The organism is Craterilacuibacter sp. (assembly GCF_051659485.1).
Taxonomy (GTDB): Bacteria; Pseudomonadota; Gammaproteobacteria; order Burkholderiales; family Chromobacteriaceae; genus Craterilacuibacter.
The window spans coordinates 1-15,427 of record NZ_JBOFOO010000082.1; the positions used below are offsets into that span (position 1 = coordinate 1).

16 protein-coding genes are annotated in these 15,427 nt (G+C 58.9%); 13 read left to right on the top strand and 3 right to left on the bottom strand.

Going from position 1 to position 15,427, the window contains the following annotated elements:
* The 3 genes from lptF to ACRC1E_RS02855 all read left to right on the top strand — a co-directional run.
* The coding region (gene lptF / locus ACRC1E_RS02845; protein ID WP_438513595.1) for an LPS export ABC transporter permease LptF at positions 1 to 1,068 on the top strand (1,068 nt) is incomplete at its 5' end.
* Positions 1,065 to 2,138: an LPS export ABC transporter permease LptG gene (gene lptG, locus ACRC1E_RS02850; RefSeq protein WP_438513596.1), complete on the top strand. Its 1,074-nt coding sequence runs from the start codon at positions 1,065 to 1,067 to the stop codon at positions 2,136 to 2,138. The genes lptF and lptG, both read left to right, overlap by 4 nt.
* On the top strand, positions 2,139 to 4,712 hold the full coding sequence (locus ACRC1E_RS02855; RefSeq protein WP_438513597.1) for a [protein-PII] uridylyltransferase: 2,574 nt from the start codon (positions 2,139 to 2,141) through the stop codon (positions 4,710 to 4,712).
* A 39-nt stretch (positions 4,713 to 4,751) separates the two neighbouring features.
* Here ACRC1E_RS02855 and ACRC1E_RS02860 read toward each other — a convergent pair whose 3' ends face one another.
* Together ACRC1E_RS02860 and ACRC1E_RS02865 are read right to left on the bottom strand one after the other, a co-directional pair.
* Positions 4,752 to 5,702 (bottom strand): GMP reductase, encoded by a 951-nt coding sequence (locus ACRC1E_RS02860; RefSeq protein WP_438513598.1) that lies wholly within the window; start codon positions 5,700 to 5,702, stop codon positions 4,752 to 4,754.
* A 196-nt stretch (positions 5,703 to 5,898) separates the two neighbouring features.
* Positions 5,899 to 6,501, bottom strand: a complete 603-nt coding sequence (locus tag ACRC1E_RS02865) for an IMPACT family protein (protein ID WP_438513599.1) — start codon at positions 6,499 to 6,501, stop codon at positions 5,899 to 5,901.
* 111 nt (positions 6,502 to 6,612) lie between these two features.
* Between ACRC1E_RS02865 and ACRC1E_RS02870 the strand changes: the two genes are divergently transcribed.
* The 10 genes from ACRC1E_RS02870 to ACRC1E_RS02915 all read left to right on the top strand — a co-directional run bounded on the left by ACRC1E_RS02870 (position 6,613) and on the right by ACRC1E_RS02915 (position 15,003).
* Positions 6,613 to 7,044: an NfeD family protein gene (locus ACRC1E_RS02870; RefSeq protein WP_438513600.1), complete on the top strand. Its 432-nt coding sequence runs from the start codon at positions 6,613 to 6,615 to the stop codon at positions 7,042 to 7,044.
* Positions 7,041 to 7,949, top strand: coding sequence for an SPFH domain-containing protein (locus tag ACRC1E_RS02875; protein ID WP_438513601.1), 909 nt, complete (start codon positions 7,041 to 7,043; stop codon positions 7,947 to 7,949). Before ACRC1E_RS02870 ends, ACRC1E_RS02875 begins: the two co-directional genes overlap by 4 nt.
* A gap of 57 nt (positions 7,950 to 8,006) precedes the next feature.
* Entirely contained in the window at positions 8,007 to 8,540 is a 534-nt protein-coding gene (locus ACRC1E_RS02880) for a septation protein A (protein WP_438513602.1), read from the top strand.
* The gene (locus tag ACRC1E_RS02885) at positions 8,540 to 8,842 is read left to right on the top strand and encodes a YciI family protein (protein WP_438513603.1); all 303 of its coding nucleotides are present in this window, start codon (positions 8,540 to 8,542) and stop codon (positions 8,840 to 8,842) included. Before ACRC1E_RS02880 ends, ACRC1E_RS02885 begins: the two co-directional genes overlap by 1 nt.
* The gene (locus tag ACRC1E_RS02890; protein ID WP_438513604.1) at positions 8,839 to 9,105 is read left to right on the top strand and encodes a BolA family protein; all 267 of its coding nucleotides are present in this window, start codon (positions 8,839 to 8,841) and stop codon (positions 9,103 to 9,105) included. Before ACRC1E_RS02885 ends, ACRC1E_RS02890 begins: the two co-directional genes overlap by 4 nt.
* Before the next feature lie 58 nt (positions 9,106 to 9,163).
* On the top strand, positions 9,164 to 9,931 hold the full coding sequence (locus ACRC1E_RS02895; RefSeq protein ID WP_438513605.1) for a peptidylprolyl isomerase: 768 nt from the start codon (positions 9,164 to 9,166) through the stop codon (positions 9,929 to 9,931).
* Between the two features lie 135 nt (positions 9,932 to 10,066).
* The gene (locus tag ACRC1E_RS02900; RefSeq protein WP_438513606.1) at positions 10,067 to 10,480 is read left to right on the top strand and encodes a DUF3617 domain-containing protein; all 414 of its coding nucleotides are present in this window, start codon (positions 10,067 to 10,069) and stop codon (positions 10,478 to 10,480) included.
* A 122-nt stretch (positions 10,481 to 10,602) separates the two neighbouring features.
* Positions 10,603 to 12,549, top strand: a complete 1,947-nt coding sequence (locus ACRC1E_RS02905; RefSeq protein ID WP_438513607.1) for a helicase-related protein — start codon at positions 10,603 to 10,605, stop codon at positions 12,547 to 12,549.
* Between the two features lie 55 nt (positions 12,550 to 12,604).
* Positions 12,605 to 13,990, top strand: a complete 1,386-nt coding sequence (locus ACRC1E_RS02910) for a class II fumarate hydratase (RefSeq protein ID WP_438513608.1) — start codon at positions 12,605 to 12,607, stop codon at positions 13,988 to 13,990.
* Positions 13,987 to 15,003 carry a TIGR03790 family protein gene (locus tag ACRC1E_RS02915; RefSeq protein WP_438513609.1) on the top strand — a complete coding sequence of 339 codons (1,017 nt, stop codon included), beginning with the start codon at positions 13,987 to 13,989 and terminating at the stop codon, positions 15,001 to 15,003. The genes ACRC1E_RS02910 and ACRC1E_RS02915 overlap by 4 nt, the downstream gene beginning before the upstream one ends.
* An 86-nt stretch (positions 15,004 to 15,089) precedes the next feature.
* On the opposite strand, the gene ACRC1E_RS02920 is transcribed toward ACRC1E_RS02915, so the two are convergent.
* Positions 15,090 to 15,427, bottom strand: a 338-nt coding sequence (locus tag ACRC1E_RS02920) for a hypothetical protein (RefSeq protein ID WP_438513610.1), incomplete at its 5' end; no start/stop codon positions are given.

Below are 15,427 nucleotides of genomic sequence, written 5' to 3' on the forward strand. Positions count from 1 at the left end.
TTCTTGGTCCTGTTTGCCATTTTACTGACCACCCAGACTATCAATATGATGGGACGCGCGGCTCAAGGTCGTGTGGCCAACGAAGCTGTGGCCGCACTGATAGGCTTCTGGGCGCTCGGGTTTTTCCCGGTGTTACTGATACTCACCATTTTTATTAGCGTCATGGTGGTACTGGGCCGCGCCTGGCGTGATCACGAGATGGCGGTATGGTTTTCTTCGGGTATGTCGCTGACAAGCTGGATCATGCCGGTACTGCGCTTTACCCTGCCCTTCACCATCCTGATTGCGATCGGCACCTCCTTTATCGGCCCATGGGCACAGTACCGCAGCAAGGAGTACGCGCAAAATCTCAAGCAGCGCGAAGAAATTTCGGCACTGGCACCCGGCGTCTTCAAGGAAGCTCAAGGGGGCAAGCGTATTTATTTCATCGAGAGTTACAACGCGGGCAATGGTGCCAGCCAGAACCTGTTTGTGCAGTCGGTCGAAAAAGGCGAGGTCTCAACCATTTTTGCCGAACAGGGCAATCTGGCGATCAATGATAAAGGCGTGCGTGAACTGGTTCTAGAAGACGGCCACCGCTACATCGGCGAAGCCGGTTCGGGCGCATTCGAAATTGGCCAGTTCAAACGCTACAGCGTCAAAATGGGTGAAAGTCCACGCCTGATCGAACCGGCAAGCGACTCGGAAACCCGCTCTACCCGTGAACTGCTGGCCGGCCGCACCGCCTCGGACAGAGCCGAACTGGCATGGCGGCTATCCATGCCGCTCAGCTCCCTGATTCTGGCTTTATTAGCCATTCCGCTCGCCTATTACAACCCCAGAAGCGGCCATGCATACAATCTGCTGATGGCGCTGGGGGCTTATCTGCTGTACCAGAACGGTTTGTGGCTATTACGCGACTGGATTGCCCACGACAAGATCCCGTCATCACTGGGTATCCTGCCGATACACGGCCTGATGCTGGCACTGGCACTGGGGCTGATCTGGTACCGCAACCGGCCAACGGGCTTTATTTCTGCCGCATGGGCCACTCGCAAGCCAACCGGACAACAAGGAGAACAGGCATGAAGCAGATACGCAATTACCTGTTTGCCAATTTTGTCTCGGCCAGTCTGTTTACCCTGATCGCGCTGATCGGGCTGTACGCTTTTTTTGATGTCATCAAGGAGTTGCCGCGCATAGGCCGCGGCAGTTACGACATCGTTGCCATGCTGGCTTATGTGGCGCTCTTGATCCCGGGGCACGCATACGAGCTAATGCCCTTGGCGGTCCTGATCGGCTGCATGGTGGCAATGACACAGCTGTCATCCAGCTCCGAATATGCCGCCATTCGTACCTCCGGCGTTTCGCTGGCACAAATCGCCGGCATCATGCTGTCGTTTGGTAGCGCCTGCGCCCTGATTGCCCTGCTACTGGGTGAATTTGTCTCGCCATGGTCGGAACAAACGGCGGAGAAATTCAAACTCGACAATACCCGCTCCGTAGTGGCACAGGAGTTCCGCTCTGGCTTATGGGCCAAGGACGACAACAACTTTATCAATATCGGTGAAATGCTGCCGGATGCGACCTTGCTCAATATCCGGGTCTACACCTATGACCAGCAATTCAAGCTGACCCGTTCGCGCCATGCCCAACGTGCCACTTACGAAGGCAACGGCTACTGGAAGCTGGAAGGGGTACGCGATTCCAATATCGAACCGGATCGCATCCGGGTAGAAACCTTCCCAACCCTGCAGTGGAAGTCGGTGTTGCAGCCTGACATCCTGTCCGTCCTGCTTGTCGTGCCGGAACAGATGTCGGCCTATAACCTCAAGGCCTATATCGACCATCTGCGGGCCAATCACCAGAAGACCCAGCGTTACGAAATTGCACTGTGGAGCAAGTTATTCTATCCACTGGCCTGCATCTCGATGGCGCTGGTGGCTCTGGCGTTTACGCCGGTGTCGCGCCGGCATGGTGAAATGGGCGTCAAGCTGTTCACCGGTATTTGTCTGGGTATTGGCTTCCACTTTACCAACCGCCTGTTTGGCCACCTGGGGCTACTTTATGACTGGAATCCCATATTTTCGGCCACCGCACCTACCTTGCTATTTTTAATGGCCGGCATCTGGGCCATCACCCATCAGGAAAGGCGTTAAATGCAGCCCTGCGACGACTTCTTGCTATGCCAGCAATGGCGTCGCAGCCTGCAAGACCAGCGTCAGGTGCTTGCTAGCCGTTACCGCCACGACGGCCGGCCACGCGACTATCTGGCGCGTCACAGCCAGTTGGTAGACGGACATATCCGTACCATCTGGGACACTCTGGCGCTGGACGCGCAAGCCAGCCTGCTGGCCGTCGGCGGCTACGGCCGTGGCCAACTCTTCCCCTGCTCAGATATTGACCTCTTGATTCTGCTGCCGGATGCACCTGATACGCTACTGGCAGAAAACATCGCCCGTTTTATCGGTCTATTGTGGGACACCGGACTGGAAGTCGGCCACAGCGTCCGCACCGTGGCCGAATGCCTGACAGAAAGTCAGGCCGACCTCACGGTAGAAACCACACTACTGGAAAACCGCCTGCTATGCGGCGATGCCGGCCTGTTTATCGAGCTTAACCAAGCCACGATACGGGCTCGCGATCCTCTGCGTTTTTTGGAAGGCAAGCTGCTAGAGCAGCAGCAACGCCATAACCGGCTGTTTTCCGGTGCCAGTAATCTGGAACCCAATATCAAGGATAGTCCCGGCGGGCTGCGCGACTTGCACACCATTATCTGGCTGGCGCGCGCACTGGGACTGGGGCATAGCTGGGACATGCTGGTACAAAAAGACATCCTGACGCCGACTGAAGCACGCATGCTGCGCATGAGCGAGCGCCAGCTGGAGAAGCTGCGCATCGAAGTGCACCTGCAGGCCAAACGGCGCGAAGACCGGCTGATTTTCGATCTGCAGCAGCAAACTGCAATCGTGATGGGCTATAGCGATGCCCCGCAGCGCCGTGCCAGCGAAGAGATGATGCAGGCTTACTACAAAGCCTCACGCACCGTCAGCCAGCTGTCGGGGGTATTGCTTCCCAATATACGCGCACTGCTGCTTTGCCCGCTGCCACGCATTACGGTCGATATCGATCAGCGCTTTTATCGCGTCAACGATATGCTGGGCATCCATGGCAACGATGTGTTCGAACAGGACCCGACAGCCATTTTCGAAGCCTTTTTGCACCTGCAGCGCCATCCCGAGCTCAGCGGCATGGCGCCACGCACGCTGCGTGCACTGTGGCGCGCACGGCGCCACATCAATATCCATTTTCGCCGCAACCGCCGCAACCGCGAGCTCTTCCTGCAGGTTTTCCGCGAAAACGGACTGACGCACACCCTGCGCCGGATGAATCTGTATGGTGTACTGGGCAAATACCTGCCGGCTTTCGGCCGTATTATCGGGCGCATGCAGCATGATCTGTTTCATGTTTACACAGTGGAAGAACACATCCTGATGGTGGTGCGCAATCTGCGCCGCTTCGCCGTACCCGCCTTCAATCACGAATATCCGCTGATGAGCCGGCTCATCGCCGACTTCGCCCGCCCCGAGGTCTTGTATATTGCCGGCCTGTTCCACGACATCGCCAAGGGCCGCGGCGGTGACCACTCGCAACTTGGCACGGTCGATGCCGCCGAGTTTTGCCAGACTCACGGTTTGCCGTTCGAAGATCGCGAGCTGGTCGTCTGGCTGGTGCGCGAACACCTCAGCATGTCGACGGTGGCGCAAAAGCAGGACATTTACGATCCGGAGGTGGTGCTGCGTTTTGCCGATACCGTAGCGACACCACGCCGGCTGGTCGCGCTCTATCTATTGACCGTGGCGGATATCCGCGGCACCAGCCCCAAAGTGTGGAACGGCTGGAAAGCCAAATTACTGGAAGACCTGTTTCACGTCACCTTGCGGGCTCTTAAAAATAGTGACGACGTCGATCGCCAGTCGGTCATCGCCGAGCGCCAGCGCGATGCCCGCGCCGAGCTGCGCCTGCATGCGATACCCGAAGGCGTTGAAATGCGGCTATGGAATCAACTGGATACCGTGTACTTCCTGCGCCATGATGCACGCACCATCGCTTGGCATGCACGTGCACTTAACCGTCTGGTTGACAGTCCCAGCCCCGTCGTCAAGGCGCGCATGAGCGAATCACGCGAAGGCATTGAAGTTCTGGTCTACACCCCTGACCAGAATGCGCTATTTGACCGTATCTGCACATTTTTCGGCCGCACCCACTACAGCATTGCCGATGCGCGCATCCACACCACGCTGCACGGCTATGCGCTCGACACCTTTCATGTATTTATTCCGGAGCATCATGCCGACGACTATCGCGCCATGATCAACTTCATCGAGTTCGAACTCAGCCAGGCATTGCAGGCAGGTGAAGCCTTGAGCCGGCCGCGTGGCGGCAGGCTGGATCGCCATCTCAAGCACTTCCCCATCCAGCCCCAAGTTTCATTGCATGCAGACGACAAGGCGCTTTTTTATGTGCTGTCCATTGTGGCCGGAGACAGGCCGGGCTTGCTGTCCGGCATTACGCAAATCCTGTCCGACTACCGTTTTAGCGTGCACTCGGCCAAGATCATGACACTGGGTAGCCGCGTCGAGGATGATTTCCTGCTCTCGGCCGATGGGCAATGCGACGACAAGACCCTGCAGGCTCTGGAGTCTGCCCTGATCAAGGCCTTGCAGCTATAAAGCGGCTGCAGACAACTTCTGCAGCCGCATCGTCGTCGTTTAGCGAGGCACGCGTATCATCTCGATACCCTGCAAGGCAGCCAGATCGCGGCCACCGGCATAGCTGACCGAGGACTGCAAGTCTTCCTGCAACTCAAGCAGCAGCTTGTCGATGCGGCCCTTGTACTCGACCAGAATCTTCTTGCCTTCCACGTTGACGTAAGCGCCTTTATTGAATTGCGACGCGCTGCCGAAGTACTCTTTGTACAGTTTGCCGCCGATCTCGACAATCTCGCCGGCCGACTCATCAAAACCGGCAAACAGCGAACCGGCCATCACCATGCTGGCGCCACACACCAGCGCCTTGGCGATATCACCATGCTCGACGATGCCGCCATCGGCAATGACCGGCACGCTGACGGCTGCCGCGCACTCCTGTACCGTCGAGATCATGGGACGGTGAAAGCCGGTCTTGTTCTTGGTAATGCACACCCGCCCGCCGGCAATCCCGGCCTTGATCGCATCACAGCCCCAGATTTCCAGCTCACGCGCAGCCTCGGCCGTCGCAATATTGCCGCCAATAATAAAGCTGCCCGGAAAACTCGCCTTGAGATGCTTGATCATGCGCTCGGCCTTGACGCACCAGGCATTGGCCACATCCAGCGTAATGTACTCCGGCGTCAGGCCGGCCGCCTTGAGGTCTTGCACCTGCTGGTAAGAATCTTCATTCACACCCATGCTGATCGACGCAAACAACCCCTTTTGCTGCATGTCGGCCACAAAGCCGACCACATCCACATTGAAGCGGTGCATGGTGTAAAACCAGCCCAGACGCGCAAAGTACTCACACGACTCGGCGTTGACCACGCTTTTCATGTTCGAAGGATAAACCGGCATGGCAAAACGGCGCGACCCGAAGGCGACCGAGGTATCGCACTGTTTGCGACTGTCGACGACGGTTTTCTTGGGAACGAGATAAACATCGCCATAGTTGATTTCGGTACGGATCATGCTGTGCCTCACGGGAAAATAATGGGATAAAAAACAGGGGGCCCCATAAAAAAAGGGAACCGTCGCCGGCTCCCGTTTGCACCTTCCCCGCCGCGCCGTTTCCGGCGCTGCACGTCAGTTCGCAACTACATTAGCGCGTGCCCTACTACAGCGTCAACCCCTTTATCTCCACTTAAAGATAATAACCCGATTGACATCAAGCAGTACCCGATTCAGGCAAGATGCGGATCCTGACCACGGCGCCCAGTTGGTCCAGCAAGGCCAAACGCAGAGTCTCCAGTTCTGCCTGCACCACAGAAACACGAAGTAAAACTTCTTCACCATATGCCACATCTTCAATACGGATTCCGTGCTGGGCACACCAGTGGCGCACGCGATTTTCACTGGCAAAACCGCAACTTAGCAGCACACGGGTTTTGATGACGACCGGCACTTGTCCGGCCGCATCCAGCGCAGCGACGGTCGCCTGGGTATAAGCACGGATCAGCCCGCCCGCGCCCAGGCGGATACCGCCAAAATAGCGCACGACCACCGCCAGTACGTTTTGCAATTGGCGGTGAGCCAGCACATTGTAGATGGGACGCGCCGCCGTTCCGGAAGGCTCGCCGTCGTCGTCCATACCCGAGTCAGTTGCACACAGCAGCACCCAGCACACATGCCGCGCCGACGGGTGCTCACCCCGGATGCGCGCAAGCTCGCGCATGGCCGATACCCGGTCGGCAACCGGCAGCACCATGCCGATAAAACGGCTTTTCTTGATGTCTATTTCGGCTTGTGCCGCTTGATTGACGTGATACATGCGCCCGAGTCTAGCGCCATGCCCACTCTATGATAAGGACAAATCGTGGATTGCCCTTATCTCCCTAAACACCGACAATGCATTATCGTCATTAAGCACGGGGGTTCTGCAATGACAGCCGGCATCTGGCTCAGTCTGGCACTGGCCGCCTTGATAGGTGAATTTCTCAGCGGTACATTTTATTTGCTGGTTTTTAGTCTTGCTTTTGCCGTGACGGCAGTGGCCACCTTTTTAGGGGCAGGCCTCGCTTTGCAACTCGTCGTTGCCAGCATCAGCGCAATAAGCGGTGTGGCTTTATTGCGCCGGTACCGCAAGCGCATCAGCCCCAAAATCCAGGCCCAAGTCAATGACCCGGATCTGGGGCAAAAAGTCGAAGTGCGTCATATCGGCACCGATCGTCAGGCCCGCGTGCAATATCGCGGCACCACCTGGGATGCCGAACTTCTGGATCCCACCCTCGTCGAAGGGCAGCACGCTTATATTGTCGGCCGTGATGGCAACCGCCTGATCGTCGACACCACCCCTATGGAGGAAAGCGCATGATTTCCACAGTAATCCTACTCGCCGCCGCACTGATTTTTGTATTGCAGGCCGTTCGCGTCGTCCCCCAGCAAAGTGCGCTGGTCGTCGAGCGTCTGGGCCGTTTCCACGCGGTACTCAAGCCCGGCCTCAATATCATCATTCCCTTTGTCGATCGCGTCGCCTACCGCCACAGCCTGAAGGAAATCCCGCTGGATGTTCCCAGCCAGATCTGTATCACCCGTGACAATACCCAGCTCAAGGTCGACGGCATTCTCTATTTTCAAGTAACCGACCCGCAGCGCGCGAGCTACGGTTCCAGTGACTACATCATGGCAATCACCCAGCTGGCGCAAACCACCTTGCGTTCGGCTATCGGCAAGATGGAGCTGGACAAGACCTTTGAAGAGCGTGACGAGATCAATATTTCGGTCGTCGCCGCACTGGACGAGGCCGCCTCCAGCTGGGGCGTCAAGGTGCTGCGCTATGAGATCAAGGATCTGGTACCGCCGCAGGAAATTCTGCACGCCATGCAGTCGCAGATTACCGCTGAGCGTGAAAAGCGTGCGCTGATTGCCGCATCCGAAGGGCGCAAACAGGAACAGATCAATATCGCCGCCGGTCAGCGCGAAGCCTCCATCCAGAAGTCCGAGGGCGAAATGCAGGCCGCCATCAACACGGCGCAAGGCGAAGCCGAGGCGCTGCGTCTGGTTGCCGATGCCAATGCCCATGCCTTGCGGGCGGTGGCATCGGCCATTGCCCAGCCCTCCGGCATCGAAGCGGTCAACCTCAAGGTGGCCGAACAATATGTCGAAGCCTTCGCCAAACTGGCCAAAACCGGCAATACCCTGATTCTGCCCGCCAATGCCGGCGATGTAGCCGGCCTGGTGGCAACCGCACTGTCTGTGGTCAAACAGACACCAAAATAATCCACTACGCGCATGGCGGCGCTTGTCTTGGCGCGGCCATGCCTACATAATTCCCGCATGAAAATACTGACCGACCTCCTCCCCGTCCTGCTGTTTTTTGCCACTTACTGGTTTACCCGCGATATTTTCTCGGCCACTGCGGTCGCTATCGTCGCGACTGCGGCCATGGTCGCCCTGGCCTGGATACGTCATCGCAAGGTCGAAACCATGCAATGGGTCAGCCTGGCGCTGATCGTGGTTCTGGGTGGCGCTACGCTGCTGTTTCACGACAAGCAATTCATCATGTGGAAACCCACGCTGCTGTACTGGGCCATGGGTGGCGGCTTGCTGATAGGCGAGATGGCCGGCAAGAACGGCATCAAGGCGATGATGAAAGAGCAGGTCAGCCTGCCTGATGCCGTCTGGCGCAAGCTCAACCTCGCCTGGGTCGGCTTCTTCGCCTTTATGGGTGCGCTAAACCTGTATGTTGCATTGAGCTTCAGCGAAGAAATCTGGGTCAACTTCAAACTGTTTGGCGGCATGGGGCTGATGCTGGCCTTTGTTGTCGCCCAAAGTCTGTATCTGTCGCGCTTTGTCGAGGAAAAATCATAATGCTGTACGCCATTCAGGGTGAAGATATTGCCGGCTCGCTGCCGCAACGCCTGGCGGCCCGCCCCGAGCATCTGGCGCGTCTCCAGATGCTGCAGGATGCCGGCCGTTTGCTACTGGCCGGCCCGTTTCCGGCCATTGATGCAATCGACCCTGGCCCCGCCGGATTTTCCGGCAGCCTGATCGTGGCCGAATTCGCCTCGCTGGCAGAGGCTAAGACCTGGGCCGAGGCCGACCCCTATGTCGCCGCCGGCGTCTATGCACAAGTCAGCGTTAAACCGTTCAAGAAGGTATTGCCGGCATGAATGAAACCATCAGCCAGATGCAGGACAAACTGGCGACGCTGAACCCGCACACACTGGAGATCCGCGACGACAGCGCCAAACATGCAGGCCACGCCGGTGCACGCTCAGGTGGCGGGCATTACCAGCTAAGCATCACCAGTGATGCCTTCGCCGGGCTGTCCACCCTTGCCCGCCATCGTCTGGTATATGGTGCACTGGGTGAGCTGATGCAGGTCCGCATACACGCACTGGGCATCACGGCCAAAACCCCACAAGAGTCCTGAACCCGAACTTGCAACAGCAAGCAAACCGACAATTCTGATCAAGAAAGCAGAACACCAGATGAAGAAACTGACCCTCATAGCTGCCGGCGTTCTATCGGCCTTCTCTTTTGCCGCCCAAGCCGCCTCGGTGAATGGCCAGCCTATTTCCCAGCAACGCATAGACGCTGTCGTCAAAATGATGCAGGCACAAGGCCAGCAGCAGGTATCGCCACAGGCGGCACAAGAGCAAGTGATCACCGCCGAAATCCTGCGTCAGGAAGCGATCAAGCGGGGTCTGGAAAAGAGCCCGGCCGTACGTGCCCAGTTGCAGAACCTGGAAGCCATGACGCTGGCCGACGAACTGCTACGCGACCATATGCGCCGCAACCCGGTCACCGATGCCAAGCTACTGGCCGAATACAATGCACTCAAGCAGCAGATGCCGGCCAAGAAAAGCTACCACGCACGCCACATTCTGGTGAAAACCGAAGCCGAAGCCCAAGCCATCATCGCAGCGCTGAAAAAAGGCAAACCATTCGCCCAACTGGCCAAGGAAAAATCACAAGACCCGGGTAGCGCAGTACAAGGCGGCGATCTGGGCTGGAGTGATCCGGGTGCTTACGTACCCCCGTTTGCCGAAGCACTGGGCAAACTATCCAAGGGACAGGTAACGGCCGCACCGGTCAAGACCGACTTCGGCTGGCACATCATCCAGTTGCAGGACAGCAAGAGCGAGAGCCTGCCGCCACTGGATACCGTTCGCCCGCAACTGACCCAGCGCGTGCAGGGCATGATGGTGGAAGACTATATCAAGTCGCTCAAGGCCAAGGCACAGATCCAGCCTTAAACCCGGCACAACACAGTCACATCAAGCCCCGCCCTTGTGCGGGGCTTTTTGCGCATGCCATCCCCCTTCCCGTCCAAATTGACAAAGCATAGTCACTCGACCATACCGGTAAGGCTCATATTTGAGGAGAGCCTGATGCGCCGCCTTGGCCCCGTTTGTCTGCTGGCACTGGCCAGCCCCGTCTTTGCCGCATCAGTCATGCAGCCCGGCCTGTGGGAAATCAGCACCCGCATCCAGATACCCGGCGTCAAGATCGGCATTCCGCCCGTACTCACACGCCAATGTTTTACCGCCACCCAGCTCAAGGAAAACGGACATCCGCTGCCGCTTGCCAATGGCTGTCGCATCAAGGATCACCAACACAGCGGCGTGACGACCCGCTGGAACATGCAGTGCCAACTGGAGCACGGCATCGTGGATGCCCGGGGTGAAATCCGCTATGGCAGCGCGTCGTACCAGGGCAGCGCCCGCTTCAGTGACAACACCGGCGGCCAACTCCATACCATCGTCCATCAGTACACCGGCAAGCGGCTGGGAGCGTGCAACTGAACACCCATCTTTAACGGCCACAACCGGCCAGCAGGCCGGCTAGTTGCACATAAGGCTTATGCCGGCGCGTCCTTTGCCCTATCATGCCAGCCCGACTTCCTTCTATCCCGACACAGGTGCTTATGACCGATATCCCATCCGACCCGTTTGAAACCACGGCACTGACCGACTACCTGCAAGCCCACCAGGCAGCACTGATCACCTCCGATGGCAGCTATGCTGTCTCGGTGCATGGCGAGATTTGCGTAGGCAAGCGCGTGGTGGCTTACCATCTGGTGCCGGACGAGGGGTTTCTGGGCAAAAGCAATAAATGGCGGCGCATGGATGTTGCCGCCCGCATGAGCCTGCTGCAGGAGCGCTGGAACGACAATACCCGTATGCAGCTGGAAGCACGCTTACTGGCTTGCGCCCAAAACGTGATCAACATCGCGCACGAGTACGAACTGGATCCTAGCCGCGCGCTGGGTGCATTTCAGGCCAAGTACGAACGCGCCAGTACACGCTGCCAATTGGCGCTGGACCGTATCAAGGAGTTGGTCGGCAACCGTGCCGCGGCCCGTGCCGCCGAAAAAACCCGCGATGCGATCAATCTTTCGCTTTACCCCGAATCATTCACGCTGGCGCAAAGCATGGCGCGCCACTTTATCGCGGTACTGGGGCCAACCAACTCGGGCAAGACCCACGGCGCGATGGAACATCTGGCCAAATGCAAGAGTGGCGCCTATCTCGCGCCGCTACGCTTGCTGGCCATTGAAAACTATCAGCGCCTCTTGGATGCCGGCGTTGCCGTCAGCCTGATTACCGGCGAACAGCGCAAGCTGCACCCGCACGCCACCCATGTGGCCAGCACTGTGGAAATGCTTAACCCCAACAAGGCCATCGACGTTGCCGTGATTGACGAGATCCAGTTACTGGACGACCCGGACCGCGGTGCGGCATGGACGGCGGCCGTGTGCGGCGTACCGGCCAAGACGGTCTATCTGCTGGGCGCGCTGGAAGCGCGCGGCGCGATCGAGTCGCTGGTCAAGCGCGTAGGCGGCACGCTGGAAGTGCGCGAGCTGCAACGCATGTCGCCGCTGGAGATGGAAAAAGCCCCGCTGGGCTCGCTGAAAAACCTCAAGCCCGGTGATGTACTGATCGCCTTTTCGCGGCGCGAAGTGCTGAACTGGCGCGATCAGGCCATAGAACAGGGCTTTGCCGTCTCCGCCATCTACGGCAACCTGTCGCCCGAAGTGCGCCAGGCGCAGGCCGAACGTTTTCTTAGCGGGGAAACCAGCATCGTGGTCGGCACCGACGCCATCGGCATGGGCTTGAATACGCCGGCGCGGCGGGTGATTTTCACCACCGCCAATAAATGGGACGGCTACGCCGAAGGCACCATCACCGCTTCGCTGGCCAAACAGATTGCCGGCCGTGCCGGGCGCTTCGGCCAGCACGAAGCCGGCTTTGTGGCCGGCCTCGACGGCAAGACCCACAAGGCCATTGCCGCCTTGCTGCTGCAAAAGCCCGAGCCGCTGCCAAGTACCGGTTTTTTTGTCTCGCCCAACCTCGACTATCTGACACAAATCGCCGAAGCCACCGGCCAGAGCAAGCTCGAGCCTTTGCTGGAGCTCTTTACCAAGCACATCAATGTGCATGACGAATTTTTCCTGCCAGCCAACCTTGCCGAGCAAATGGCCAAGGCACGCTGGCTGGATGCATTGCCGCTCACCCTGCCCGACCGCTTCACTTTCAGCCTGTGTCCGGTTTCAACCAAGATCCCGATGCTGGAACATGCCCTGCACGACTGGGCCGAGTGCCGCGCCAAAAAGCGCTGCGCTGCGCTACTGCGCATGGAAGGCACCGGCGGGCGCGGCCGGCTGCAATATCTGGAAGACACCTGCAAGCTCTATGCCGCCTATGCCTGGCTGGGCTACCGCATGCCGGAAACCTTCCCTCATGGCGAAATGGCACAAAGCCTGATGCAGTCGACCTCGGAAGAAATCGACACCCTGCTGCAACGCCAGAACAGCCAGTTGCGCCATATCAGCAAGCCGCAACGCGCCAGACGCGGGCCGCCACGGCGCTGAATCACGGCTGCCGCTGTCGCTGCCGTCTATGTTTAAGCCTTAGGGAGGCCACAGCATGACAGGGCAGCGGCGGGAAACAGACAGCATGGGCGAAGTAGCCATTACAGAAGGCCGGCTATGGGGCGCCCAGACCCAGCGCGCGCTAGGCCTATTTGCGATCGGCAGCGAGCGCCTGCCGCCCGCGTTGATTTCGGCCTATGCGCTACTGAAAAAAGCCTGCGCCCTGAGCCATCAGCATGCCGGACGACTGGACGCGCATGAGGCCGGCCTGATTATCCGCGTCTGTAACGAGATACTGGATGGCAAGCTGGATACCGAGTTTCCACTGCCGGTCTGGATCAGCGGCAGCGGCACCCAGTTCAATATGAACTTCAATGAAGTCATCGCCAATCGCGCAAGCGAGCTTGCCGGCGAGCCGCTTGGCAGTCACCGACCGCTGCACCCCAACGATCACGTCAACCTGTCGCAGTCTACTAACGACAGCTTCCCTTCCGCCATCCATATCGCGGCGGCGCTGGCCATCACCCGGCAGTTGCTGCCGGCGCTGCTGGAACTGGAAAACGGAATCACCGCCAAGGCCGAAGCGTGGCAGGACATCATCAAGATTGGGCGCACCCATATGATGGATGCGACACCATTAACGCTGGGGCAGGAATGGTCGGGCTACGCAGCGATGCTGAACGCCGGGCGGCATGAGCTGCACTATGCGCTGCAAGCGCTTTATCCGCTGACACTGGGCGGCACCGCGGTCGGCAGCGGCATCAATGCCGCACCCGGCTTTGCCGACCAGACCTGCGTGCATCTGGCAGCTTTTACCGGCCTGCCCTTTTGCGTCACGGCCAACCATTACGCGGCGCAAGGCGCGCACGATGCGCTGGGACGCGTATCCGGCGCAATCAAAAGCATCGCCGGCTCGCTGTTCAAGATCGCCAATGATATCCGCCTGCTCGCCAGCGGGCCGCGCTGCGGCCTGGGGGAGCTGAAACTGCCGGAAAACGAGCCCGGCTCGTCCATCATGCCGGGCAAAGTCAACCCGACCCAGTGCGAGGCGCTATCCATGGTGGCACTGCAGGTGATGGCCAACGATATGGCCATCACCCTCGCCAATGCCGGCGGCTATCTGGAAATGAATGTCTACAAGCCGCTGATCGCCGCGCGGCTATTGCAATCCATCCATCTCTTGGCTGACGCCAGCATCAGCTTCAACCGTCATCTGGTCGCCGGCTGCGAGCCGAATACTACACGCATCGCCGCGCAGCTTGCTGCATCGCTAATGCTGGTCACCGCGCTGACGCCGCTGACCGGCTACGACAAAGCCGCCGCCATTGCCCATCAGGCCCACACCAGCGGCACGACGCTACGCGAGGCAGCACTGGCACACGGCATCAGTGCCGCCGACTACGACCGTCTGGTCGACCCGCGCCGGATGATACAGCCGTGAAGAGCGCCCTATTTTTGATGCTGCTGTGCGCCATGCTGTTCAATAGCGCCAGCCACGCCGATACCCGGCTGCGGGCGCACAATATCGCGGTCATCGTCAACGATGCCGACCCGGACAGTGTCAATGCCGGCCGCTACTATCTAAAAGCCAGGCAGATTCCGCCACGCAACCTGATAAAAGTGCGGATCGAGGGCAGTCCCGGCAAACTTAGCGCCCCCCGCTTCGCCACACTCAAGGCCCAGATAGACAAGGCGCTGCCTGCCGGCATCGAGGTACTGGCGCTGATGTGGACCGCGCCTTATGCCGTCGAATGCAATTCCATCACCTCGGCGCTGACACTGGGCTTCGATGCCACACAATGCGCCAACACCTGCCTTCCCGGTACGCCTAGCCCCTACTTCAACAGCCGCGCCAAGCGTCCGCGCGATGCCGGCTTGCGCCTGTCCATGCTGGTTCCGGTGACCACGCCGAAAGATACACGCAGTCTGATAGACCGCGGCGTCGCCACGCGCAGAGCTTACGGCAAGGCCGACGGCTATTTCCTGCGCACCTCGGATGCGGCGCGCAGCAGCCGCATCCAGTTTTTCCCGCCATCGGGCGAACTGCCGCGCCTGCAACTGAGCCTGCATACCATTGACGCCGACAAGCTTGAAAACGCCCGCCACATCATGTTCTACCAGACGGGACTCGCTCATGTAGCGGCACTAGACACCCTGCGGTTTTTGCCCGGCGCGCTGGCAGACCACCTGACCTCCTTCGGCGGCGACCTGCTGGGCAAAAGCCAGATGAGCAGCCTCGCCTGGCTGCAGGCCGGTGCCACCGCCAGCTACGGAACCGTCTCCGAGCCATGCAGCTACTGGCAGAAGTTCCCCAACACCCAGGTACTGCTAGCAGGCTATCTGTCAGGAGACAGCGCGGTAGAGGCCTACTGGAAAAGCGTGGCATGGCCAGCGCAGGGGGTATTTATCGGCGAACCACTGGCCGCACCCTATTGCCGCAGCTGCAAACGGTAATACAGCCCACCTGCCCGGGATGCAACAAGGAGAGGTGGCACGTGGCAAAGCCAGGAACACACATGAGTGTGTGCAAACGAGTGCATTCACAGGTATCTGGCTGGCGCTATTTTGATGGATTTTGTAATCTGAGGTTTCGTCAGGATCGTACTATTAGCGTCATCCTGCTTGATCAGCTCGAGTTTCATCGTCCCCTTAAAACCGGCTGCAGCTGTATTCAACATCACCATACTGCCGATCACCCGGATTCCGGCATTGGCGGTGAATTTGCCGGAAGCGGAGTTGGAGGCATTGGTGGTGATCATATTGCCGCAATAGTCGGTTTGACCCGCATTATTGCCAACGCTTTTAGTCCCGTTCAGTTCGATGCCCTGATCCGCCAGGAACAGGATATTGCCGATACTGGAGAGGTTATCCGTTGCCG